This is a genomic window from Paenibacillus sp. FSL P2-0173, from assembly GCF_038008045.1.
In the GTDB taxonomy this organism is placed as follows: domain Bacteria; phylum Bacillota; class Bacilli; order Paenibacillales; family Paenibacillaceae; genus Paenibacillus; species Paenibacillus polymyxa_B.
Genome location: NZ_JBBOYK010000003.1, coordinates 674614 through 692813 on the forward strand (window position 1 = coordinate 674614; position 18200 = coordinate 692813).

Annotated in this window: 16 protein-coding genes; 7 read left to right on the forward strand and 9 right to left on the reverse strand. The window is 43.1% G+C overall.

What is annotated here, in order from left to right:
* The first annotated feature begins 54 nt into the window (after positions 1 to 54).
* Complete coding sequence (locus MKX30_RS19455; protein ID WP_023991074.1) at positions 55 to 1239, forward strand: MerR family transcriptional regulator; 1185 nt, start codon at positions 55 to 57, stop codon at positions 1237 to 1239.
* A 1-nt stretch (position 1240) separates the two neighbouring features.
* Complete coding sequence (gene nudK / locus MKX30_RS19460; RefSeq protein ID WP_069080567.1) at positions 1241 to 2203, forward strand: GDP-mannose pyrophosphatase NudK; 963 nt, start codon at positions 1241 to 1243, stop codon at positions 2201 to 2203.
* Positions 2204 to 2273: 70 nt separating this feature from the next.
* On the opposite strand, the gene MKX30_RS19465 is transcribed toward nudK, so the two are convergent.
* Positions 2274 to 3197, reverse strand: coding sequence for an AraC family transcriptional regulator (locus MKX30_RS19465; RefSeq protein WP_341063285.1), 924 nt, complete (start codon positions 3195 to 3197; stop codon positions 2274 to 2276).
* Positions 3198 to 3382: 185 nt separating this feature from the next.
* Between MKX30_RS19465 and MKX30_RS19470 the strand changes: the two genes are divergently transcribed.
* Positions 3383 to 4129 (forward strand): SDR family oxidoreductase, encoded by a 747-nt coding sequence (locus tag MKX30_RS19470; protein WP_341063286.1) that lies wholly within the window; start codon positions 3383 to 3385, stop codon positions 4127 to 4129.
* Between the two features lie 10 nt (positions 4130 to 4139).
* Here the strand turns inward: MKX30_RS19470 and MKX30_RS19475 are convergent, their stop codons facing one another.
* The 6 genes from MKX30_RS19475 to MKX30_RS19500 form a co-directional block, all read right to left on the reverse strand.
* Positions 4140 to 4280 (reverse strand): hypothetical protein, encoded by a 141-nt coding sequence (locus tag MKX30_RS19475; RefSeq protein WP_237448877.1) that lies wholly within the window; start codon positions 4278 to 4280, stop codon positions 4140 to 4142.
* Positions 4281 to 4550: 270 nt separating this feature from the next.
* On the reverse strand, positions 4551 to 6050 hold the full coding sequence (locus MKX30_RS19480; RefSeq protein WP_341063288.1) for a malate:quinone oxidoreductase: 1500 nt from the start codon (positions 6048 to 6050) through the stop codon (positions 4551 to 4553).
* A gap of 416 nt (positions 6051 to 6466) precedes the next feature.
* Positions 6467 to 7330: a hypothetical protein gene (locus MKX30_RS19485; protein ID WP_341063289.1), complete on the reverse strand. Its 864-nt coding sequence runs from the start codon at positions 7328 to 7330 to the stop codon at positions 6467 to 6469.
* A 171-nt stretch (positions 7331 to 7501) separates the two neighbouring features.
* Positions 7502 to 8926 carry an L-arabinose isomerase gene (araA, locus tag MKX30_RS19490; RefSeq protein WP_023991081.1) on the reverse strand — a complete coding sequence of 475 codons (1425 nt, stop codon included), beginning with the start codon at positions 8924 to 8926 and terminating at the stop codon, positions 7502 to 7504.
* 34 nt (positions 8927 to 8960) lie between these two features.
* The gene (locus MKX30_RS19495; protein ID WP_068939259.1) at positions 8961 to 9656 is read right to left on the reverse strand and encodes an L-ribulose-5-phosphate 4-epimerase; all 696 of its coding nucleotides are present in this window, start codon (positions 9654 to 9656) and stop codon (positions 8961 to 8963) included.
* 1 nt (position 9657) lies between these two features.
* Entirely contained in the window at positions 9658 to 11271 is a 1614-nt protein-coding gene (locus tag MKX30_RS19500) for a xylulokinase (RefSeq protein ID WP_023991083.1), read from the reverse strand.
* Between the two features lie 290 nt (positions 11272 to 11561).
* Between MKX30_RS19500 and MKX30_RS19505 the strand changes: the two genes are divergently transcribed.
* The 3 genes from MKX30_RS19505 to MKX30_RS19515 all read left to right on the forward strand — a co-directional run bounded on the left by MKX30_RS19505 (position 11562) and on the right by MKX30_RS19515 (position 14691).
* The gene (locus MKX30_RS19505) at positions 11562 to 12650 is read left to right on the forward strand and encodes a GntR family transcriptional regulator (protein WP_023991084.1); all 1089 of its coding nucleotides are present in this window, start codon (positions 11562 to 11564) and stop codon (positions 12648 to 12650) included.
* A gap of 120 nt (positions 12651 to 12770) precedes the next feature.
* Complete coding sequence (locus tag MKX30_RS19510) at positions 12771 to 13658, forward strand: LysR family transcriptional regulator (RefSeq protein WP_028540948.1); 888 nt, start codon at positions 12771 to 12773, stop codon at positions 13656 to 13658.
* A 91-nt stretch (positions 13659 to 13749) separates the two neighbouring features.
* On the forward strand, positions 13750 to 14691 hold the full coding sequence (locus tag MKX30_RS19515; RefSeq protein ID WP_028540949.1) for an NmrA family NAD(P)-binding protein: 942 nt from the start codon (positions 13750 to 13752) through the stop codon (positions 14689 to 14691).
* 76 nt (positions 14692 to 14767) lie between these two features.
* Here the strand turns inward: MKX30_RS19515 and MKX30_RS19520 are convergent, their stop codons facing one another.
* Both MKX30_RS19520 and MKX30_RS19525 read right to left on the reverse strand, forming a co-directional pair.
* Positions 14768 to 15229: a hypothetical protein gene (locus MKX30_RS19520; RefSeq protein ID WP_028540950.1), complete on the reverse strand. Its 462-nt coding sequence runs from the start codon at positions 15227 to 15229 to the stop codon at positions 14768 to 14770.
* Positions 15230 to 15408: 179 nt separating this feature from the next.
* Complete coding sequence (locus MKX30_RS19525) at positions 15409 to 17115, reverse strand: CocE/NonD family hydrolase (RefSeq protein WP_023991088.1); 1707 nt, start codon at positions 17113 to 17115, stop codon at positions 15409 to 15411.
* 368 nt (positions 17116 to 17483) lie between these two features.
* Here MKX30_RS19525 and MKX30_RS19530 point away from each other — a divergent pair, with 368 nt between their 5' ends.
* Positions 17484 to 18161, forward strand: a complete 678-nt coding sequence (locus MKX30_RS19530; RefSeq protein WP_341063292.1) for a TetR/AcrR family transcriptional regulator — start codon at positions 17484 to 17486, stop codon at positions 18159 to 18161.
* The last annotated feature ends 39 nt before the right edge of the window (positions 18162 to 18200 follow it).

Below are 18200 nucleotides of genomic sequence, written 5' to 3' on the forward strand. Positions count from 1 at the left end.
GCTATACTGACTGAGAACGACATGCTAGAGCAATCAATTGGATGTGAGCAATGGATGGACAAAGAGAACTATCTGACGACAGGACAGCTTGCCAAACGTACAGGGATAACGGTCAGGACACTGCGATATTACGACCAAATTGGACTTCTGAGTCCAGGAGGTCATCGCACTGGATCCATAAGACTGTACAACATGAAAGATATGGAAAGACTACAGCGAATTCAGATGTTGAAGTATCTAGGGTTATCGCTTCAAACAATAATGGATATTTTAGATGCAGAGTCGCCATCCAACGGAGAGATCAGACACTCGTTGCAAGCACAACTCGATGTTTTACAAAAGAAAATTGCTCATACAGAGCACGTAGTACATGCAATACGAGATGCTATGGAAATGTCGGCTTATGGCTCCGATTGGAACCATTTGGCGGATGTTATTCAAACCGTGCAGAGTGAGCAAAATTGGGGGGAGCAATATCGGACGGCGAACCGTCTGCAAACGCGGATACATCTTTACGACAAGTACAGTACGAATCCCCAAGGCTGGCATCGTTGGATCTTTGAACAACTGGAGGTCCAACCGGGAGCCCACATTCTCGAGTTGGGCTGCGGCGACGGGACCTTTTGGATAAGAAACGCCGAACGAATTCCAAGCAGCTGGCGTATCACGCTTACCGATATGTCAAGCGGGATGGTGGAAGAAGCACGTTGTCGCTTGGGAAGCAACAATCCGCAGTTTAAGTTTTTATCTGTTGACGCGCAACAGATCCCATTCCATGAAGAGCAATTCGATATGGTTATCGCTAACAACATGCTGTACCACGTGCCAGACATCCCTAGAGCAATCCGCGAGATGCACCGTATCTTAAAGCAAGGAGGTATAGTATGCACCTCTACAATGAGCACTCAACACCTACAAGAGGTCGAACACTTGGCGGTTTCGTTCGATCCTGAGCTTCATGTGTTGGATCATGCTATTAAACGGTTCCACCTGGATAACGGAGGGGACTTGCTGTCTTCTTGCTTTTCCGATCTTCGGTTGCTTCGATACGAGGACTGTTTGTTGGTCGACGAAGCGGAACCCCTGATCGAATATATAATCTCGACTCCGATGAACGCAAGAGAGCGACTTGTCGGAGCGGCTATTGACAAGTTTCGAGACCACGTCAATCGGCTTCTGCAGCAGAACGGAACTCTCGAAATGACTAAAGAGAACGGAATCTTTCTAGGGAGGAAATGAGATGAAGTCACAACAGTATCACCCAAGAGTACGGATTGTAAAAGAGGAGCTTCTATCGGATAACTGGTACATCTTAAATAAGGTCACATTCGAGTTTGAAAAAAATAATGGACAATGGGAGACACAATCCCGTGAAGTGTACGATCGCGGCAACGGCGCAACGATCCTGCTCTATAATCGGCACAAACAAACCGTTGTGCTGACCAGACAGTTCCGGATGCCTACTTATCGGAACGGCAATGAAACTGGGATGCTTATCGAAACCTGTGCAGGACTACTCGATAAAGAAACACCGGAAGAAGGTATTCTTCGGGAGACGGAGGAGGAGACGGGATACCGTATCGACCGTGTGCAGAAAGTTGGCGAGGCCTATATGTCACCGGGCTCCGTTACCGAAATCCTGCACTTCTATGTAGCCGAGTATAGTGAAGATATGACAACGGGTGGCGGTGGTGGCCTTGAGGAGGAGCAGGAAAACATTGAAGTGATGGAACTCCCGTTTGCTCAAGTGCTAAACATGGTCGAAAGCGGTGAGATTCGTGACGCCAAGACGATAATGCTGCTCCAATACGCTCAGATCCAAGGTCTCTTGAAAGTGAAATCGAAACCGCTTCATATCCTTATCGCAGGCCCGTATCGATCTGGAACGAATGATGATCATGTATTAATTGAGAAGAACGTCAACTACATGAATGAAATTGCTCTTCAAGTTTACGAGGCTGGTCATATGCCGGTGCTGGGGGAGTGGTATGCTTTGCCCCTTATCGCGACAGCTGGTTCCACTGCTTTGGGAGACGAGACTTTTAACAGAATCTTTCATCCGTCTTCCATTCGCCTGCTTGATTGCTGTAACGCCGTGCTTCGGGTTGGAGGACCCTCTCAGGGTGCCGATGAAATGGTAAGGGTGGCGAAAGAGAAAGGATTGTTGATTTACGAACGGCTCGACGAACTTCCGTTGGTGTGATATATCCTCTTTGACCAGACCAAAGACAACTTGCCTCTGGGCATCCTCCACGGATCACCCGAAGAAACTCTCAATCAACTGAGACACTAAGGGAATTACGCAAATGTGTAACATCACTCATCGGTGGACGTCCAAACATGCGTCCATATTCCCGGCTGAACTGTGATGGGCTCTCATAGCCAACGCGAAAGCCTGCAGTGGCGGCTTCCACTCCCTCCGAGAGCAGTAAGCGGCGTGCAGTCTGCAATCGAATGGCCTTCTGATACTGGAGAGGACTTATAGCTGTTACTTTTTTAAAATGCTTGTGTAAGGAAGAGGCGCTCATGTTTACTTCCTTCGCCAATTCTTCGATCACAAGAGGCTTAGAGTAATCGCGGGTTATCAGATGGATCGCTTTGGAGATGCTATGTGCATAGCTACCAACTACGGCAAATTGCCTGATTAAAGCTCCCTGCTCACCTTGTAATACACGATAAAGGATCTCATGCGTGATAAGCGGCGCAAGAAACTGAATATCCGCAGGCGTATCCGAAAGTCTGACAAGCCGAAGCAGCGCATCAAGCAGCAGAGGGTCAAATTGGCTCACCAGTATGCCGCGTCCAGTCTTTACGTTACATTGAGGAGGACTCTTCTTGATAATATCCAAAATGACGTCTGGACTAATGGATAATTGAAGACTTAGATAAGGGAGCTCCGACGAGGCCTGAGTTATTTTACCAGTTACGGGAAGCTGAACTGATGTGACCATGTAAGTTGTTGGATCGTACACATAGTTTTCTCCAGCCAGCATTGCTGTCTTTGAGCCTTGTGCAACCACGTACAGGGAGGGCATATGGACCGTATGATTTAGCTCCGACACATCGCTTGCACGTCTGAAATAAAGTCCTGGCACAGACGAGACAAACGTACCATCCGAAGACGCATGTTGATGAATTAAATGAATCAGTTCTTGTAGATTCGTAGAAATATCAGAGGGGGGAGGAGACGAAATCATTCATGCTTCACCGTCCTTTCCGTTGAACGCTAATATTGATGTGCTAATTATATGCACGCCGAATAGGATTAGGCAAGAATTGGACTTGATCGGTCTACCTGTCTCAAGCGAATTCTACTTAAAATTTACTTGCAAGGCCAACAAAGGGCCTAAGGCAAATAGATTAGAGGAAGAGGGATTGGGCTATGCATTTGGAAGGAAGAATAGAGAACAAAGTCGTCGTGATTACAGGTGCAAGCAGCGGAATTGGAGAAGCAACAGCACTGTTGCTTGCCGAGCGTGGGGCAAAAGTCGTGCTTGGAGCGCGCGGAGCGGATCGCCTTGAAGCGCTGGCGACACGCATTTCAAATGGAGGTGGCGAAGCTGTTTATGCACGCACTGACGTGAGACGGCGCGAGGATCTGTGCAGCCTCGTTAATTTGGCTTGCGAACGGTACGGGAAGCTGGATGTTCTCGTCAGCAACGCTGGCGTTATGCCCATTTCCCCTCTCGAAGATCTGTGTGTCGAGGACTGGGAGGACATGATTGACGTCAACATTAAAGGCGTTTTGTACGGTATAGCCGCAGCGTTGCCTATCTTTCATAAGCAGGGTTCCGGACACTTCGTGAACATCGCTTCTGTAGCAGGACATAAGACTGTGCCGAACCAGTCGGTCTACTCCGGTACGAAGTTCGCTGTGCGCGCCATCTCAGAGGGGTTGCGCCAGGAGGCTGGTGACAAGCTGCGCGTGACCATCATTTCGCCTGGTATTGTGCAGACGAATTTCACGGAGGGTATGACCAATCCCGCATTGAGAGATCAACTCGCTGCCATCCGGGATAAACTAGCCATGACACCGGCCGCGGTAGCCCGCGCAATTGGATTCGCAATTGAACAACCGGATGATATTGATGTGAACGAAATCGTGATCCGCCCAACCGCACAAATGTAACATAAGTGCTTTACCCTGGAAGCTGATCATCCATGTAATTAAATCCGCCCGTTGGACCATCCTCCGGCAGGGTCGCCAGTCGGTCCTCCATTTTCGCTACATCCTCCACCGACAGCTCTGTCTTTTCTCCGCCCATCTGCGTTTTAACCAAGCCGGGGTAGTAATCCGCTGCACCAGTTTATTGGACAACTGGAACTGAATAGAGCCTATAGCGCTCTACATAATTACTGTGATCACTGTAGCAGACACCGAAAATGCAGAAGGATTGCAAAATTTTGTATTGTTAAGCAAGCATTTTAGCGGTGGGGAATTCCTTCCCACCGCTTGGTGTTGTTACTTATTCAACTTTAAAATATATCGTAAGATTACTGCACATTTTATTAAAAAGTAGTGGGATGATCCAGTTACCGGCCATGCAAAATTAACGATGAAGCGGTTCTTTTTCGCCCAGACCCAGCACCTCCGTTGTGGAATTGTAAATTTCTTGGTAAAGCTCTGGGTTTTCCGCTAGTGACACCCCATAAGAAGGAATCATCTCTTTTATTTTTGGTTCCCACTCTTCCATATGTTGTGGGAAGCATTTTTCCAATACTTCCAGCATAACGTGAACAGCAGTAGAAGCACCCGGAGAAGCGCCGAGCAGGGCAGCTACCGAACCATCAGCGGCACTAACCACCTCCGTACCAAATTGAAGTGTTCCTTTACCGCCCTCCGTATCTTTGATCACCTGCACACGTTGACCCGCTACCACAATCCCCCAGTCCTCGATTTTGGCGTTCGGAATAAACTCGCGTAATTCTACCAGACGCTTTTCATTCGATAACATCACTTGCTGGATCAGGTATTTGGTCAATGCCATCTCTTTTGCGCCTGCCGCCAACATCGTGATGAGATTATTGGGTTTTACAGAACCGATCAAATCCAAATTTGAGCCCGTTTTCAAGAACTTCGGTGAGAAGCCAGCAAACGGCCCAAATAGCAGTGCTTTTTGGTTACCGATGTATCTTGTATCCAGATGCGGAACAGACATGGGAGGAGCACCAACCTTAGCTTTACCATATACTTTTGCATGATGCTGGGCGACAACCTTAGGATTGTTACATACCATAAATAGTCCACTTACCGGGAATCCCCCGATATATTTGGACTCAGGAATACCAGTTCGTTGTAGCAAAGGTAGACTTCCACCGCCACCACCGATAAAGACAAATTTGGCATTATGGTATTCGATTTTACCGTTGTCCAGATTATGGACTTTGACTTTCCACGAGCCGTCGCTCGCACGTTTAATATCCTTTACACTATGCTTGTAATTGATGTCGACGTTTTTACTTTTTAAATGCTCAAACAACATGCGTGTTAAAGCACCAAAGTTGACATCTGTTCCAGAGTCGATTTTGGTTGCCGCGATTGGTTCATTCAATGTACGGCCTTCCATAATCAACGGAATCCATTCCTTCAGCTTTTCAGGGTCGTCGGAAAATTCCATGCCTTGAAACAGAGAAATAGTTGAAAGCGCTTTAAACCTTTTTTTCAAAAAAGATACATTTTTCTCTCCTGTTACCAAACTCATATGAGGTATTGGTTTGATAAAGTCCTGTGGATTACGAATCAAATTGCTGTTTACAAGAAAAGACCAAAACTGTCTTGAAAGCTGAAACTGCTCATTAATGTCTACAGCTTTACGAATATCTATAGATCCATCAGCTTTCTCGGATGTATAGTTCAGTTCGCACAGTGCAGCATGGCCTGTACCTGCATTATTCCATTCGTTAGAGCTTTCTTCTCCCGCGTTTGCGAGTTTCTCAAACACTTGAATTTCCCACTCCGGTGCTAACTCTTTCAGCAATGATCCCAGAGTCGCGCTCATGACTCCGGCACCAATTAAGATAATGTCTGTTTTTTTCTGAATGCTATTCATAAAAACCTTCCTTATCTCTTATATTTGCAAAAAAGAGCAGGCCCTCCTGCTTAGATGATACAAGAAGCAAGGCTCCACTCAGGAACATATCTTTTCTGTCTCTATTATAACTAAAATATAATCTTTTAAAAATTATATTGTCTATTATCTGATAATTATAAATCATTTCTGCTAAAAAGTGAGAATTTTCTTTGCAGAAATAATAAGAATTGATCTCAACACGCTGTATTATTTGAGCTTCACTTACTAGCAGTAATAACAGACACCAAAAAAGCGTTTAGAAGCAAATGATGTAGAGTACAGATTTCCAATGATCGAATCAACAGTCCATGTATATGAATAATTCGGTAAAATATGTCTTTACGGGATAGGCCCTTTCTAATTGCACTAACGTTTTCTGGAATGAGCTTCACGGTTTATAAATACTTCATCATAATATTCAAAATGGTCTGTTGTTGATTCTCCCAAGCATAATCGGAGTTATCCATAATAAATGATTGAAAAGGGAGTTGCTCAATGATTTGCAATTCTAGCTCACGTCGATGTTCAAGGAACTGAATATATCCTTCGTACCCGTGCAAACCCTTCCTCTTTCCATAATCTTGCTCCGTATGGTACCAAATCGCGAAATCTAACCATTCTTGAGATCTCATTGTTTTAACTCGCTCAATCGTCTCACGCACATTTGGTTGCTTCAAATAGAACAAAATTGGATTTAACTCCTGAATTTGCTCCGCAATCTGTAATACATGCTGAATAAAACGATCTTCTCCAGCATCATGCCGGGCGAGTAATGCACACCCTGGGTTCTGTAAAAAACAGCATTCGAGTATCATCAACTTTTCTTTTTCTCGCTGATCTTTAACAAAAGACTTCCAACGTTGAATCATCAACTCGCAATACTTTTCTACGGGTACTCCATCGTAGATTTCATAACGCCGGATTTCCTCATACAAACTAGAGGGAATTTCATTTTGGGCTGATTGCTGCGCAAGCGCATAGGCGATTAAAGAGTCGTTGCCATTCAAAGATATAAACGGATCAATGTAATGAAACGCCTCGGAATAGATTGATCGAAGCTGATCAAGTTCTTCGTTTGGCATACATGCAACCGATTCATAATCAGCGGGATGTCGTAAGTCCCCTTCTAAAAATAGTTCCGATTCTATTTGATGTGTGTTTAACATGTCATGTATGTGTCTAGATAATGTGGATTTACCAGAGCCAGGTATACCTTCAACGATAACCAGTTTCGTTTTCGTAGCTGGTAAATTGGACATAGTATCACATCCTTATGAATTAAATGATTACCTTAAGGAGAAACCAATTATCCCGTTATAATGCCAGATAGCTTAGGAACCTTCCCATATCTATACATTCTTAGAAAACTAATAAAAAGCACTGGGTCCTGAGGACTGACCCAATGCTTTTAGTAGATGACTATCTTCTAGTTACTTAATAATCACGTATTCCAGGTTAACCAGTTTTGCATAAGTAACAATTTGGTCTGTGGTTAGATTCAAGGAAACCACGGTATGGTGACCGCCGCCGTTCTCAATCCATGCTTTAACCCCATCTTGGAAGTTTGGCTTCACGTTCCACAGTACACGGGCCACTGGAAGATTTGGAGCAGGAACTGTCGGTTCAAATGCAGTAACCTCATTGATCAGCAGTTTATAATGCGTGCCAAAGTCAGCCATGGAAACAACTACACCGTCTCCTGCCTTGCCGTCAAACACCAGACGGGCTGGATCTTCACGATCGCCGATACCTAACGGTGAAACGATGATTTTAGGCTTGTTGCTTGCCAACGTTGGGTCAACTTCAAGCATATGGGATTGAAGGATCGATTCCTGACCAGCCGCCAATTCATAGGTGTAGTCTTCCATAAAGCCAGTGGATTGGTTATGGCTCATTACTTTAAGCAGGCGATCGAGCGCTGCCGTCTTCCAGTCCCCTTCACCGGCGAAGCCGTATCCTTGTGCCATCAAACGTTGAACGGCAAGACCAGGAAGCTGTTTCATACCATAGAGGTCTTCGAAGTTCGTAGTGAAGGCAGTATAGCCGCCATTATCCAGGAACCGTTTAAGGGCAATTTCATAGCTTGCTTGCACTCTTACGCTGGCTTCCCAAGCTTCCTTGCTGTAAGTACCATAATCAAATTCATAGAGTTCGGAGTATTCTGCAAACAAAGCATCAATCTCTTCTTCTTTCACAGCATTGACGTACTGAACAAGGTCGCCAATTCCGAAGTAGTCAACGGTCCATCCAAATTGAATTTGGGCTTCGACCTTATCGCCTTCCGTAACGCCAACGTTACGCATGTTGTCGCCAAAGCGGGCAACTTTGATATTGAAGCTTTCGTTATAAGCAACCGCTACATCCATCCACTCTGCGATTTGCTTCTGCACTTCCGCACGTTCCCAGTACCCTACGACCACTTTATTCTGTTTCTTCAGACGGGCATTGATGAATCCATATTCACGGTCACCATGAGCTGCCTGATTGAGGTTCATGAAGTCCATGTCAATCGTAGCCCAAGGAATACTTTCATTGAACTGTGTAGCAAGATGAAGCAGCGGCTTTTGCAGCAATTTAGTACCACGAATCCACATTTTTGCAGGTGAGAAGGTATGCATCCACGTGATGACACCGGCAACCTCGTCGCGATAGTTGACTTCTTTCATAAGGCTAGTAATTTTGTCTGCACTAACCGCCAGATCCTGCAATACAAGCGGATAAGGCAGAACGCCACTCTTATTTAAGGCATCGGTCATTTCTTGTGCGTGTGCTTTGACTTCTGCTAATGCTTCTTCTCCATACAGATGTTGTGAACCTACGACAAACCAGAACTGTTTTGTACCTACTGTTGACATCATTCATCCTCTTTTCATAATTTTTTAGTTTATATTACTTTTGCCCGTAGTACGCGTCTTTCCCATGTTTGCGTAAATAGTGTTTATCTAGAATGCGTTGCGGCAATTCTTCAGCAAAATGATTCAATTCTCGTGCGAATAAATTCATTTTCGAAACTTCTTCCAACACGACGCTATTCATGACTGCCGATTTTGCATCTTTCCCCCAAGTGAAGGGAGCATGACCCTTAAGCAGAACACCCGGCACTGCTAAAATATCCAGCCCGCGCTGCTCAAAAGTTTCGATGATGACACGGCCAGTTTCCGCTTCATAACCACGATCAATCTCCTCTTGTGTCAAGAAACGGGCGCAAGGAACAGAACCATAGAAGGTGTCTGCATGAGTAGTCCCCATTACAGGTACATCCAAGCCTGCTTGAGCCCAAATGGTCGCCCAAGTTGAATGCGTGTGTACAATACCGCCGATCTCTGCATAATGCTTATAAAGCACGGCGTGAGTCGGTGTATCTGATGAAGGTCTCATTTCTCCTTCAACAACATTGCCATCAAAATCAACAACCACCATATCGCTAGGTTTCATCGTGTCATAACTAACACCACTAGGTTTGATAACGAATAAGCGGCTCTCACGATCAACAGCGCTTACGTTACCCCAGGTGTATTTCACGAGTCCATGTTTAGGCAAATCCAGATTGGCTTGATATACTTCTTCTTTCAGTTGCTCTAACACGTCAATCCCTCCAGTTTTCCACTAGATTATCTACAGCAGCCTGTTCAATCGCTAGACCTTGTGTATAGCGTTCCATGAATGCTTCGAATCCCTTAACGTCGGAACTGTCAGGAGAAATTTCTTGCCCCTCAGCATCTCTAAATACTTTTTGGTCGAGGAAGTCTTCCAGACTTTCTTGTTGAGCCTTGTTCATCATGTAAGAAGCCAGAATAGCAATACCCCACGCCCCGCCTTCTCCAGCTGTTGACATCACTGATACCGGGACATTCATGGCAGCCGCAACGATTTTTTGTCCGACGATAGGGGTTTTAAATAAACCACCGTGAGCCAGTATGCTATCAATTGCTACATTTTCTTTCTTTGTCAAAATATCCATTCCGATTTTCAAAGCAGCAAACGCAGTGAAAAGATGAGTCCGCATGAAATTGGGCAAATTGAAACGGCTCTCAGGGGAGCGGACAAACAATGGCCGGCCTTTCTCTATTCCGGTGATATTCTCTCCTGACAAATATCCGTAGCTAAGTAAGCCGCCGCCATCTGGATCTGCTTCCAAAGCCTTGTTCAGCAACACACTGAATAATTGGTTTGGATCGGCCTTTTGCCCCATTGCCTCATAGAACTCACGGAACAATCCCAGCCAAGCATTGAGATCACTTGAACAGTTGTTGGCATGAACCATTCCGACCGGATTACCATTCGGTGTAGTCACCAGATCAATTTCCGGATATACCGCTGAAAGATCCTTCTCTAATACAAGCATGGCAAAAACCGAGGTTCCCACAGAGACGTTGCCAGTCCGTTTCCTCACACTATTCGTAGCGACCATCCCTGTTCCCGCATCACCTTCTGGAGGACAAAGCGGAATACCTGGTTGTAAATCTTCGGATTTATCTAAGATTTTGGCTCCCGCGGCGGTTAGTACACCTGCCTGCTCGCCTGAAATATAAACTTTAGGGAGAATTCCTTCTAACTTCCAATCGTAACCTTTGGCTGCAATGAGTTCATCGAACTGCTTAACCATCGATTCGTTATAATCATGTGTAGTCTCATCAATTGGGAAGATACCCGAAGCATCTCCGATGCCAATGGACTTATTGCCAGTCAGCAGCCAGTGAATATATCCAGCTAACGTCGTCATAAAATCAATCTGAGGGACATGTTGCTCTTCGTTCAATATAGCTTGATACAGGTGAGCAATACTCCATCGCTCAGGGATGTTGAATTGGAATTTATCGGTTAACACTTTTGCCGCAACACCGGTTGTCGCATTCCGCCAAGTCCGGAACGGAACAAGCAACTCACCTTTGCTGTCAAAAGCCATATATCCGTGCATCATTGCAGAGAATCCTATAGATCCAACGGTACGAAGGGTGATTCCATATTTTCGCTCAACTTCTTGCTTCATTTCGCTATAAGCCTCTTGTAGACCCGTAATAATACTCTCTAAGTTGTACGTCCAATATCCGTCTACCAAGAGATTTTCCCACTCATAGCTTCCAGATGCGATTGTTTCAAAATGATGATCAATCAGCACTGCCTTGATACGTGTGGATCCAAATTCGATACCAAGTGAGGTTTCTCCCTTAGTAATCGCTTGTTTAATGTCTTGATCCATGCTCACGTGACTCCTCTCTCTGAACAACTGTTATAATCGCAATAATTGAAAGAAGGCGCTTTCTTTAATTTACAACCTTAGTATATTTTTTGTTCGTACATTTGTCAACACGAATACATAGTTATACCTACAAATATTCTTACGAATTGAATGTTTCTCTATTTTTCCTTTAGTATTACTGCATGTTGGGCAATGGATTATAATAAGTTCATAATTATGCTAAAATATGTACATACAAATATTATGGATAGGTAAATTGGTATTAGGACAACCAGGAAAGAAGGAATAAAGTGAAACCAAAGTATCAGGTCATCCTTGAGGATATAAAAAGCAACATTCTATCAGGAGCATACAGCGTAGGAGAACAAATTCCAACGGAATCGGCTTTGCAGGATATGTATAAAGTTAGTCGCCAGACGGTACGAAAGGCTATTTTAGAACTATCCAACGAGGGTTTTTTAAGAAGTGAAAAAGGATCGGGCACTTACGTCAGCAACCAATTCCGATCAAAAACCGGCGGGAATTCCAGTAATAAAACCATCGGAGTCATCACGACCTATATTTCTGATTACATCTTCCCTTCTATTATTCGCGGGATTGAAGCTAGATTGAATGAAGATAATTATTCATTGCTATTAGCTAGTACAAATAATGATGTCGCACAGGAAAAGAAAGCTTTGGAGATGATGTTGTCCTTTGGTGTGGATGGCTTGATCATTGAGCCTACGAAGAGCAATCTATATAATCCCAATATCTCTTACTATTTGACGTTCAAGGAGCAGGATGTTCCGTTCATCATGATTAATGCTTATTATGAAGAGTTGGAAGTTCCCTTCTTTTGTCTCGATGACGTACAATCCAGCTATCTGGCAACAAAAGAATTGATTGCTAACGGACACACACACATTGGTATCATTGCCAAAATGGATGATTTGCAAGGAAAGCATCGAATGAAGGGCTATATCAAAGCGCTTGGAGAAGCCAAATTACGGTTTCACCCAGAGCAAGTGCTCTCATTCTATACAGAGACGAAGCAGGACCTGTCCGCCAACTTAAAAAAATTCCTTACCGAACAAAGAGACGGGTTAACCGCAATTGTCTGCTATAACGACGAGGTAGGATTAGAAGTTGTACATGTATGCAGACAACTTGGGATATCTGTTCCCGAAGACATATCCATTATTGGTCAAGATAATTCCTATATTTCCAAAAATGCAAACATCAAGCTAACCACATTAACACACCCACAGGAACAAATGGGACGTGATGCCGCCGATTGGGTTATTAAGAAACTGCAAGGGAAGAAGGATCTACGCAACCACACCTATTATCAGCCCGTGTTGATTGAAGGGGAGACGGTAAAGAAGAAACTGAAGTAGATGGTGCTCACATTACCTCCAATTATGAACCGCCAGTTTGCCATTAACATTAGGGTATGCTGGCTTGAATTTATGGCGGGAACGTAAGTTTTAATAAATTTCATACAATTGGAGGTAAACATGAATCTAAAAAGGATAAAATATTTTATAGATCTCGTTGAATGTAGAAACTTCACAGAAACAGCAAAAAAGAATTTTGTATCGCAAACTACGATTAGCCAACAAATTGCCTCACTTGAGAATGAGTTCAACATTCAGTTAATTGATAGAAAACAAATTCCGATTGAGCCCACCAAAGCGGGATGGCTGTTTTATGCAGAGGCCGTCGTGCTCTGGAAGCAATATAATCATATGAAAACAAGCATGGAAAATTTTCAAAAATATAATACCCAACTATTGAGTATCGAATATGCTGCAATCACAGATATCCAAAGCTTGTTAAAATTTATCCCTTCATTTAAAGAAAATCATCCAAAGATTAAACTTGAATTAAATAAAGTATTGCTAAAGGATATCGCTGAGTATCTGCAAAAAGGAATACATGACGTGGCCGTTGCCTTTGACTCAGAGTTTAAAGGGAAAGAAGAAATCCTAACCCATACATTATATAGCGGACGATACTGCGCGGCCGTAAGTAAACAACATCCCCTCTTCAGTTTTGAGTCCATCTCAAAGGAAGAACTATATAAGTATCCGCTTGTCATGCTGAATCCAATGGTTATTGGAGACTCCTATTATTTAATGATTCAGCATGCCATGGAAGATGGTTACCAGCCCAACATCCTTAGAACCGCAGACGATGTCGAAACAAAGCTGTTTTATATCATCACAGAGAATTTAATTGGCTTTTTCCCAGATAACTATGATCTTGCTGACCTGAAAGAAGAGGTCCGACTCATTCCCATACAGGGTTCACACCATACTTTTAAAATCGAAATAGGCTACTTAAAAAATAATTCTAATCCAGCATTATACTCATTCCTGCAACAAATACAAAATTCGTTTTAGCAATAGCCCATAAGTTTTTTGTATTATACTTTGTTATTTTTTTCACATAATATATAAGTATAGTTCATTTCAGCAAGGAGTGACGACAAACATGGGTAAGTTATTATTAACGGGTGTGGATGGCAATCTGGGCAGACAAGCGGCTGAATTTTTATTGAAATTAGTAGAAAAAGACCAAATTATTTTTTGTGCATATGATCCGGCATCTTTACAAGGGTATGCAGAACAAGGTATTGAAACGCATGTGACCAATTTCAATACAATAGACGGTCTTGCAGAAGCTTTTGCTAATGCAGATAAGCTTGCTTTAATCTCCATGCCTTTTGTGGGGGTAAAACGCCAAAATGCACACAAAAACGTGGTCGATGCGGCGAAAGAAGCTGGAGTAAAACAAATCATCTATACTTCATTGGTTAACGCGGCGGATGAATCCAATCCAAGTGTTGAAAAACTGGACCATGTCTATACAGAAGATTATATCAAAAGTGTCGGGTTAGATTATATTTTCCTGCGTAATTCGCAATATGCGGAAGCTATGGTTACCAATTACTTCACCTATGTGAAGTCTGACGGCGTGTTGAAAAACAACCAGGGTGACGGCAAGATGGCCTATATCTCACGGAAAGATTGTGCAAAAGCTGTCGCTTATGCATTAGCAGCAAGCAATTATCATGAGGCGATATTAAATATAAATGGTCCCGAATTAATAACAATGTCCGACTTTATCGAGATTGGAAATAAAGTAACGGGTCATCATATTACCTACAAGCAGATCACGGATGAAGAAAACTACGCCATATTTGATGCCATGGGTGTTCCCAGAACAACGGATGGCAAATTTGCAGAGGACTCCGAAGCCCCCTTCTCTTCTGAAGGTATGGTTACCTTTGGACAAGCTATTCGCTTAGGAAAAATGGATATATTTACGGACGACTTTAAGAAGCTGACGGGCCAAGATCCCGTAACAGTGAAATATATGTTTGTACATGCGAATGAGTACCAAGTGGGTGAACGACACTCCAAAGATAATTAATCCAAGTCATAATCATGTTACGGAGAGATCGGAAGCTGATTTACATCCGATTTCTCCAATTGCGCTTTTGCCTACTTTAGTATTCTCCTTTAATTACAAAAAACGAACCCCGAATTGTTCCAGCTATTTTTGACTTCTGCCTAGCAAACTTAAACTTCCCTTCTAGCTCCTTTGGTACCTCCATCCCCTCAGAAAGCTTAAACCCAACGGCCCGCTTCTTAGTGTCATCAACCGTATACATGACGTTGACCTCAAGACCATCCTCATAAAAGACATAAGCAAATTTAATATTTTCCACTTGAAAACGTGACGTTTCTAAAGGTTTGGCCGCAAACTCAATATCACGCTCTTTCAGAATTCGGTTCACATAATCAAGGGTCTCCTGACTTTCACTAGCTGACACAACCGTAAATTCATGCTTGTATTTGTTCATAAAGTAACGGGCTTCATTAGCACGCAGACCAGCAAGCGCTTCTACTACAGGTGAAGACTCTAAACCAACCGTAGACACATTATTAAAATCAACGATATAGGGCATTTGCATCTCTCCTTCTATCTCATTATTCCCCAAAAAACTTGCCGCTATTTATGTTACGGTTCTGGCGCTCACAACTTACTGGTACACATAAATCGTCACCGATCCAAAGGAATATTCTCTCTAACTTCCTTCTGTCTGAGGGAACATGGGCGTTGGGAAGCATGTCAACTTGAACTCAGTTAGGGTATGATCGGCAGCAACAAATAAGAATCAAATTCATCCCCTGTATATAGAGTAATGTCTGCATCCCAAACCCTGTCATCCGCCGTCTGAGTCAGCAGTGCGCAGCCACTTTGATTCTGGCTTCCAATTTCCAGGAGCAATCGGTTCCCTTTAGCTACAACAATTGCACTATCCCATATCTCAATATCCAAGCAATAGACTTCTCCTGGAACCAGCTTTTGAAACTCATCGAAGGTGTAATAAGGCTTATACTCCGTAGATAATTCATCATCAGTTTTACGTAAGGAAGCGCGCAGCCAGCCCTGGCTAATTGGGAATTTCTCTGTTAGTGCTCCTGAGTTAACGACCTCATTGCCTAGTGAGTCAATATTTCGCAAAGATACGAAAATGTCCATATCATCTGTAGTTGACGATGCCCACAAACGGAGTTTGATAGGCCCGAGAATTTCTGTTTCGTTATCAAACGGATCGGTTTCAAACAGAACACGCTTTGAATTGTTTTCCTCTCTCGAGAATTCTTTCACCATAAAAGGCTTCGCCCAGTGCTTTGACTCGCACTCCTTATCGCCTTCATAGCAAAGCTGGGCCTTGGCTTGCGGAGGCTCTTGCGAAAGCAAATTCGAGCTTGCATCAAGGTAAAAGCGGGTCCATTGGGTGCGCTTAAGCGGATACTCGTTCTCGTAGCGCCATGTGTAGTTATTGCCTCCGCGAGGAATGGCAAGCTTCACTTTCGGTTCTCTCATTATGCCAGTATCGATTCCTTTAAGCCAATAATCCAGAAATTTTTTCTGCAGTTCTCGACCCTGAGCGGTGTAAAATGCACCAACATGGCTCCCGATATGTACTTCAAGCCACTTGTGCTCTGATACCGCATTCTGAAAACCCAGAAAATTTCCACGGGTATGCATTCCGGCGCTAAACCAGTTGCTTGCGGATAATAAAGGCACCTCTACTTTACTCAAATCAGAAAATCGATTCGTCCACGATTGATCACGTAATGGATTGTTTTTTACCATCTCCGGGAAATCAGTGCGATTGGCTTGCAATTGTTCTTCCGAGAATTTTCCATCGGGATTGTATTGATGCGCCAAAACTCCGTTCTTCCACCAGAATGAAAGAAAACCGTTCGCCTGGATTCCGCCCGGATAACAGAATTCCGCATAATAATCTACTGTACCTTCCCAAGGTATGATGCAAGCTAAATGAGGAGGTTGTTCGGATGCCACAGCCCATTGACTCATAGCCAAATAGGAGATGCCCAGCAGTCCTATCTTTCCATTGCTCCATGGTTGCGTTCCAGCCCATTCGATTGCATCATAATAATCTTTCTTCAAAGAATTTGATAATATATCCAGCTTTCCTGGAGAATTACCGATACCACGTTCATCTACTCGCAAGACAGTATACCCTTGCGGCACCCAAAATTCAGGATTTGGTGTTTCCCAACTAATTAAGGGCCCTTTATCCTGCGAATGTGTATATTCTATTGCGATCGTTGGGTTAGCAGGAGCAAATTGAGAGAAATGAAGATCCTTTCCATACGGACACATCGTCATAATTACTGGAAAACTCCCATCCACATTAGGCTGATAAAGATTTGCGGCGAGATAATTCCCGTCTCTCATAGGAATCTGTACTTCTTTCCAAGTAAGTTCATAAAAGTGATTACTTCTTTCGTTAATGTCGATAGGTAATGGATTCATAGCTTGCCTCCATTTGATAGTTTTTCTTCAAACCAGCCAATCAATAAGCAGCGTGCTTCTGTATCCTGTTCAATCGCATTGTGAACTTTAGGTCTCTTTCTGATTTCTTGCAAGGGGTTCACTCCCTTCAATAATTATTCAGAAAAGTTTTAGTACACGTGTACTAAAATCAGTATATTCCTGCAAATACAGCAACTCAACTCTGGTCTTTATTGGGAATGGCACTCTTGGCTGAGGATTTTCGCAAATTATCTCTCGAATTCTTCCGTATTCTTAATCAAGCTACTTATTTCGGCTTGAAGGAACAATTTATGATATAATGCTTTTGATTTCAAGTGCATAGCACAAACGCTCTAAAGGAGATAGAAATGGATATTAATTTAAGGGATAAGATCCTTGAGACTTCAATTGAATTATTTAATAAAAAAGGATATGCATATGTAACATTGAGGGATATTTCCGATGCGTTAAATATAAGTCCTGGTAATTTGACATACTATTTCAAAAAAAAACATGATCTTATGATTGGTGTTATGGCAATGCAGTATGAAGAATACCAAAACTTAAATTTCTCTGCGGAGGTTTCTATCGAAGGGCTGAATCAGCAGTTTTTAATTCTTAATGCATTCCGTAAAAAATATTTCTTTTATTTCTCCAGTTTTACAGAATTGCCTAAGTTATATCCGGAGATAGCTAAAATGCAAATTAAGGTTGTTAATGATTTCTATACGCTTTTTACCAACATATTTAAGGGGTTTGTTAATAAAGGATTTATGAAAGAAGAATTATATGCCGGGCAATATGAAGATTTGGCTATTTCTTTACTATCGATAAATATGTATGGCACACAGGAAATAATTCTTCTCCAAAAGTTTCTTCCAAATCCAAAAAACATCTTGTCCATCCTATGGAGCCTTATACTGCCTCATCTAACCAAAGAAGGAATGGCCATGTATTGTCGGATAACGCAGGTTGATAAAACTATCCCCTCCAAGCTATGCTACAAGCCAGATCAATCGGATGGAGGCTTGGAAGGCTCAACATGAGGCCGCCAAGGCATCTTTTTGTAGCGGCAAGTTTTTGAA

Excerpts from the sequence above, each read along its gene's own strand:
- nudK (WP_069080567.1), top strand. The coding sequence starts at position 1,241 with ATGAAGTCACAACAGTATCACCCAAGAGTACGGATTGTAAAAGAGGAG.
- MKX30_RS19500 (WP_023991083.1), bottom strand. The coding sequence starts at position 11,271 with ATGGATCAAGACATTAAACAAGCGATTACTAAGGGAGAAACCTCACTT.
- araA (WP_023991081.1), bottom strand. The coding sequence starts at position 8,926 with ATGTCAACAGTAGGTACAAAACAGTTCTGGTTTGTCGTAGGTTCACAA.
- MKX30_RS19520 (WP_028540950.1), bottom strand. The coding sequence starts at position 15,229 with ATGCCCTATATCGTTGATTTTAATAATGTGTCTACGGTTGGTTTAGAG.
- MKX30_RS19485 (WP_341063289.1), bottom strand. The coding sequence starts at position 7,330 with ATGTCCAATTTACCAGCTACGAAAACGAAACTGGTTATCGTTGAAGGT.
- MKX30_RS19515 (WP_028540949.1), top strand. The coding sequence starts at position 13,750 with ATGGGTAAGTTATTATTAACGGGTGTGGATGGCAATCTGGGCAGACAA.
- MKX30_RS19465 (WP_341063285.1), bottom strand. The coding sequence starts at position 3,197 with ATGATTTCGTCTCCTCCCCCCTCTGATATTTCTACGAATCTACAAGAA.
- MKX30_RS19470 (WP_341063286.1), top strand. The coding sequence starts at position 3,383 with ATGCATTTGGAAGGAAGAATAGAGAACAAAGTCGTCGTGATTACAGGT.
- MKX30_RS19530 (WP_341063292.1), top strand. The coding sequence starts at position 17,484 with ATGGATATTAATTTAAGGGATAAGATCCTTGAGACTTCAATTGAATTA.
- MKX30_RS19510 (WP_028540948.1), top strand. The coding sequence starts at position 12,771 with ATGAATCTAAAAAGGATAAAATATTTTATAGATCTCGTTGAATGTAGA.
- MKX30_RS19525 (WP_023991088.1), bottom strand. The coding sequence starts at position 17,115 with ATGAATCCATTACCTATCGACATTAACGAAAGAAGTAATCACTTTTAT.
- MKX30_RS19480 (WP_341063288.1), bottom strand. The coding sequence starts at position 6,050 with ATGAATAGCATTCAGAAAAAAACAGACATTATCTTAATTGGTGCCGGA.
- MKX30_RS19455 (WP_023991074.1), top strand. The coding sequence starts at position 55 with ATGGACAAAGAGAACTATCTGACGACAGGACAGCTTGCCAAACGTACA.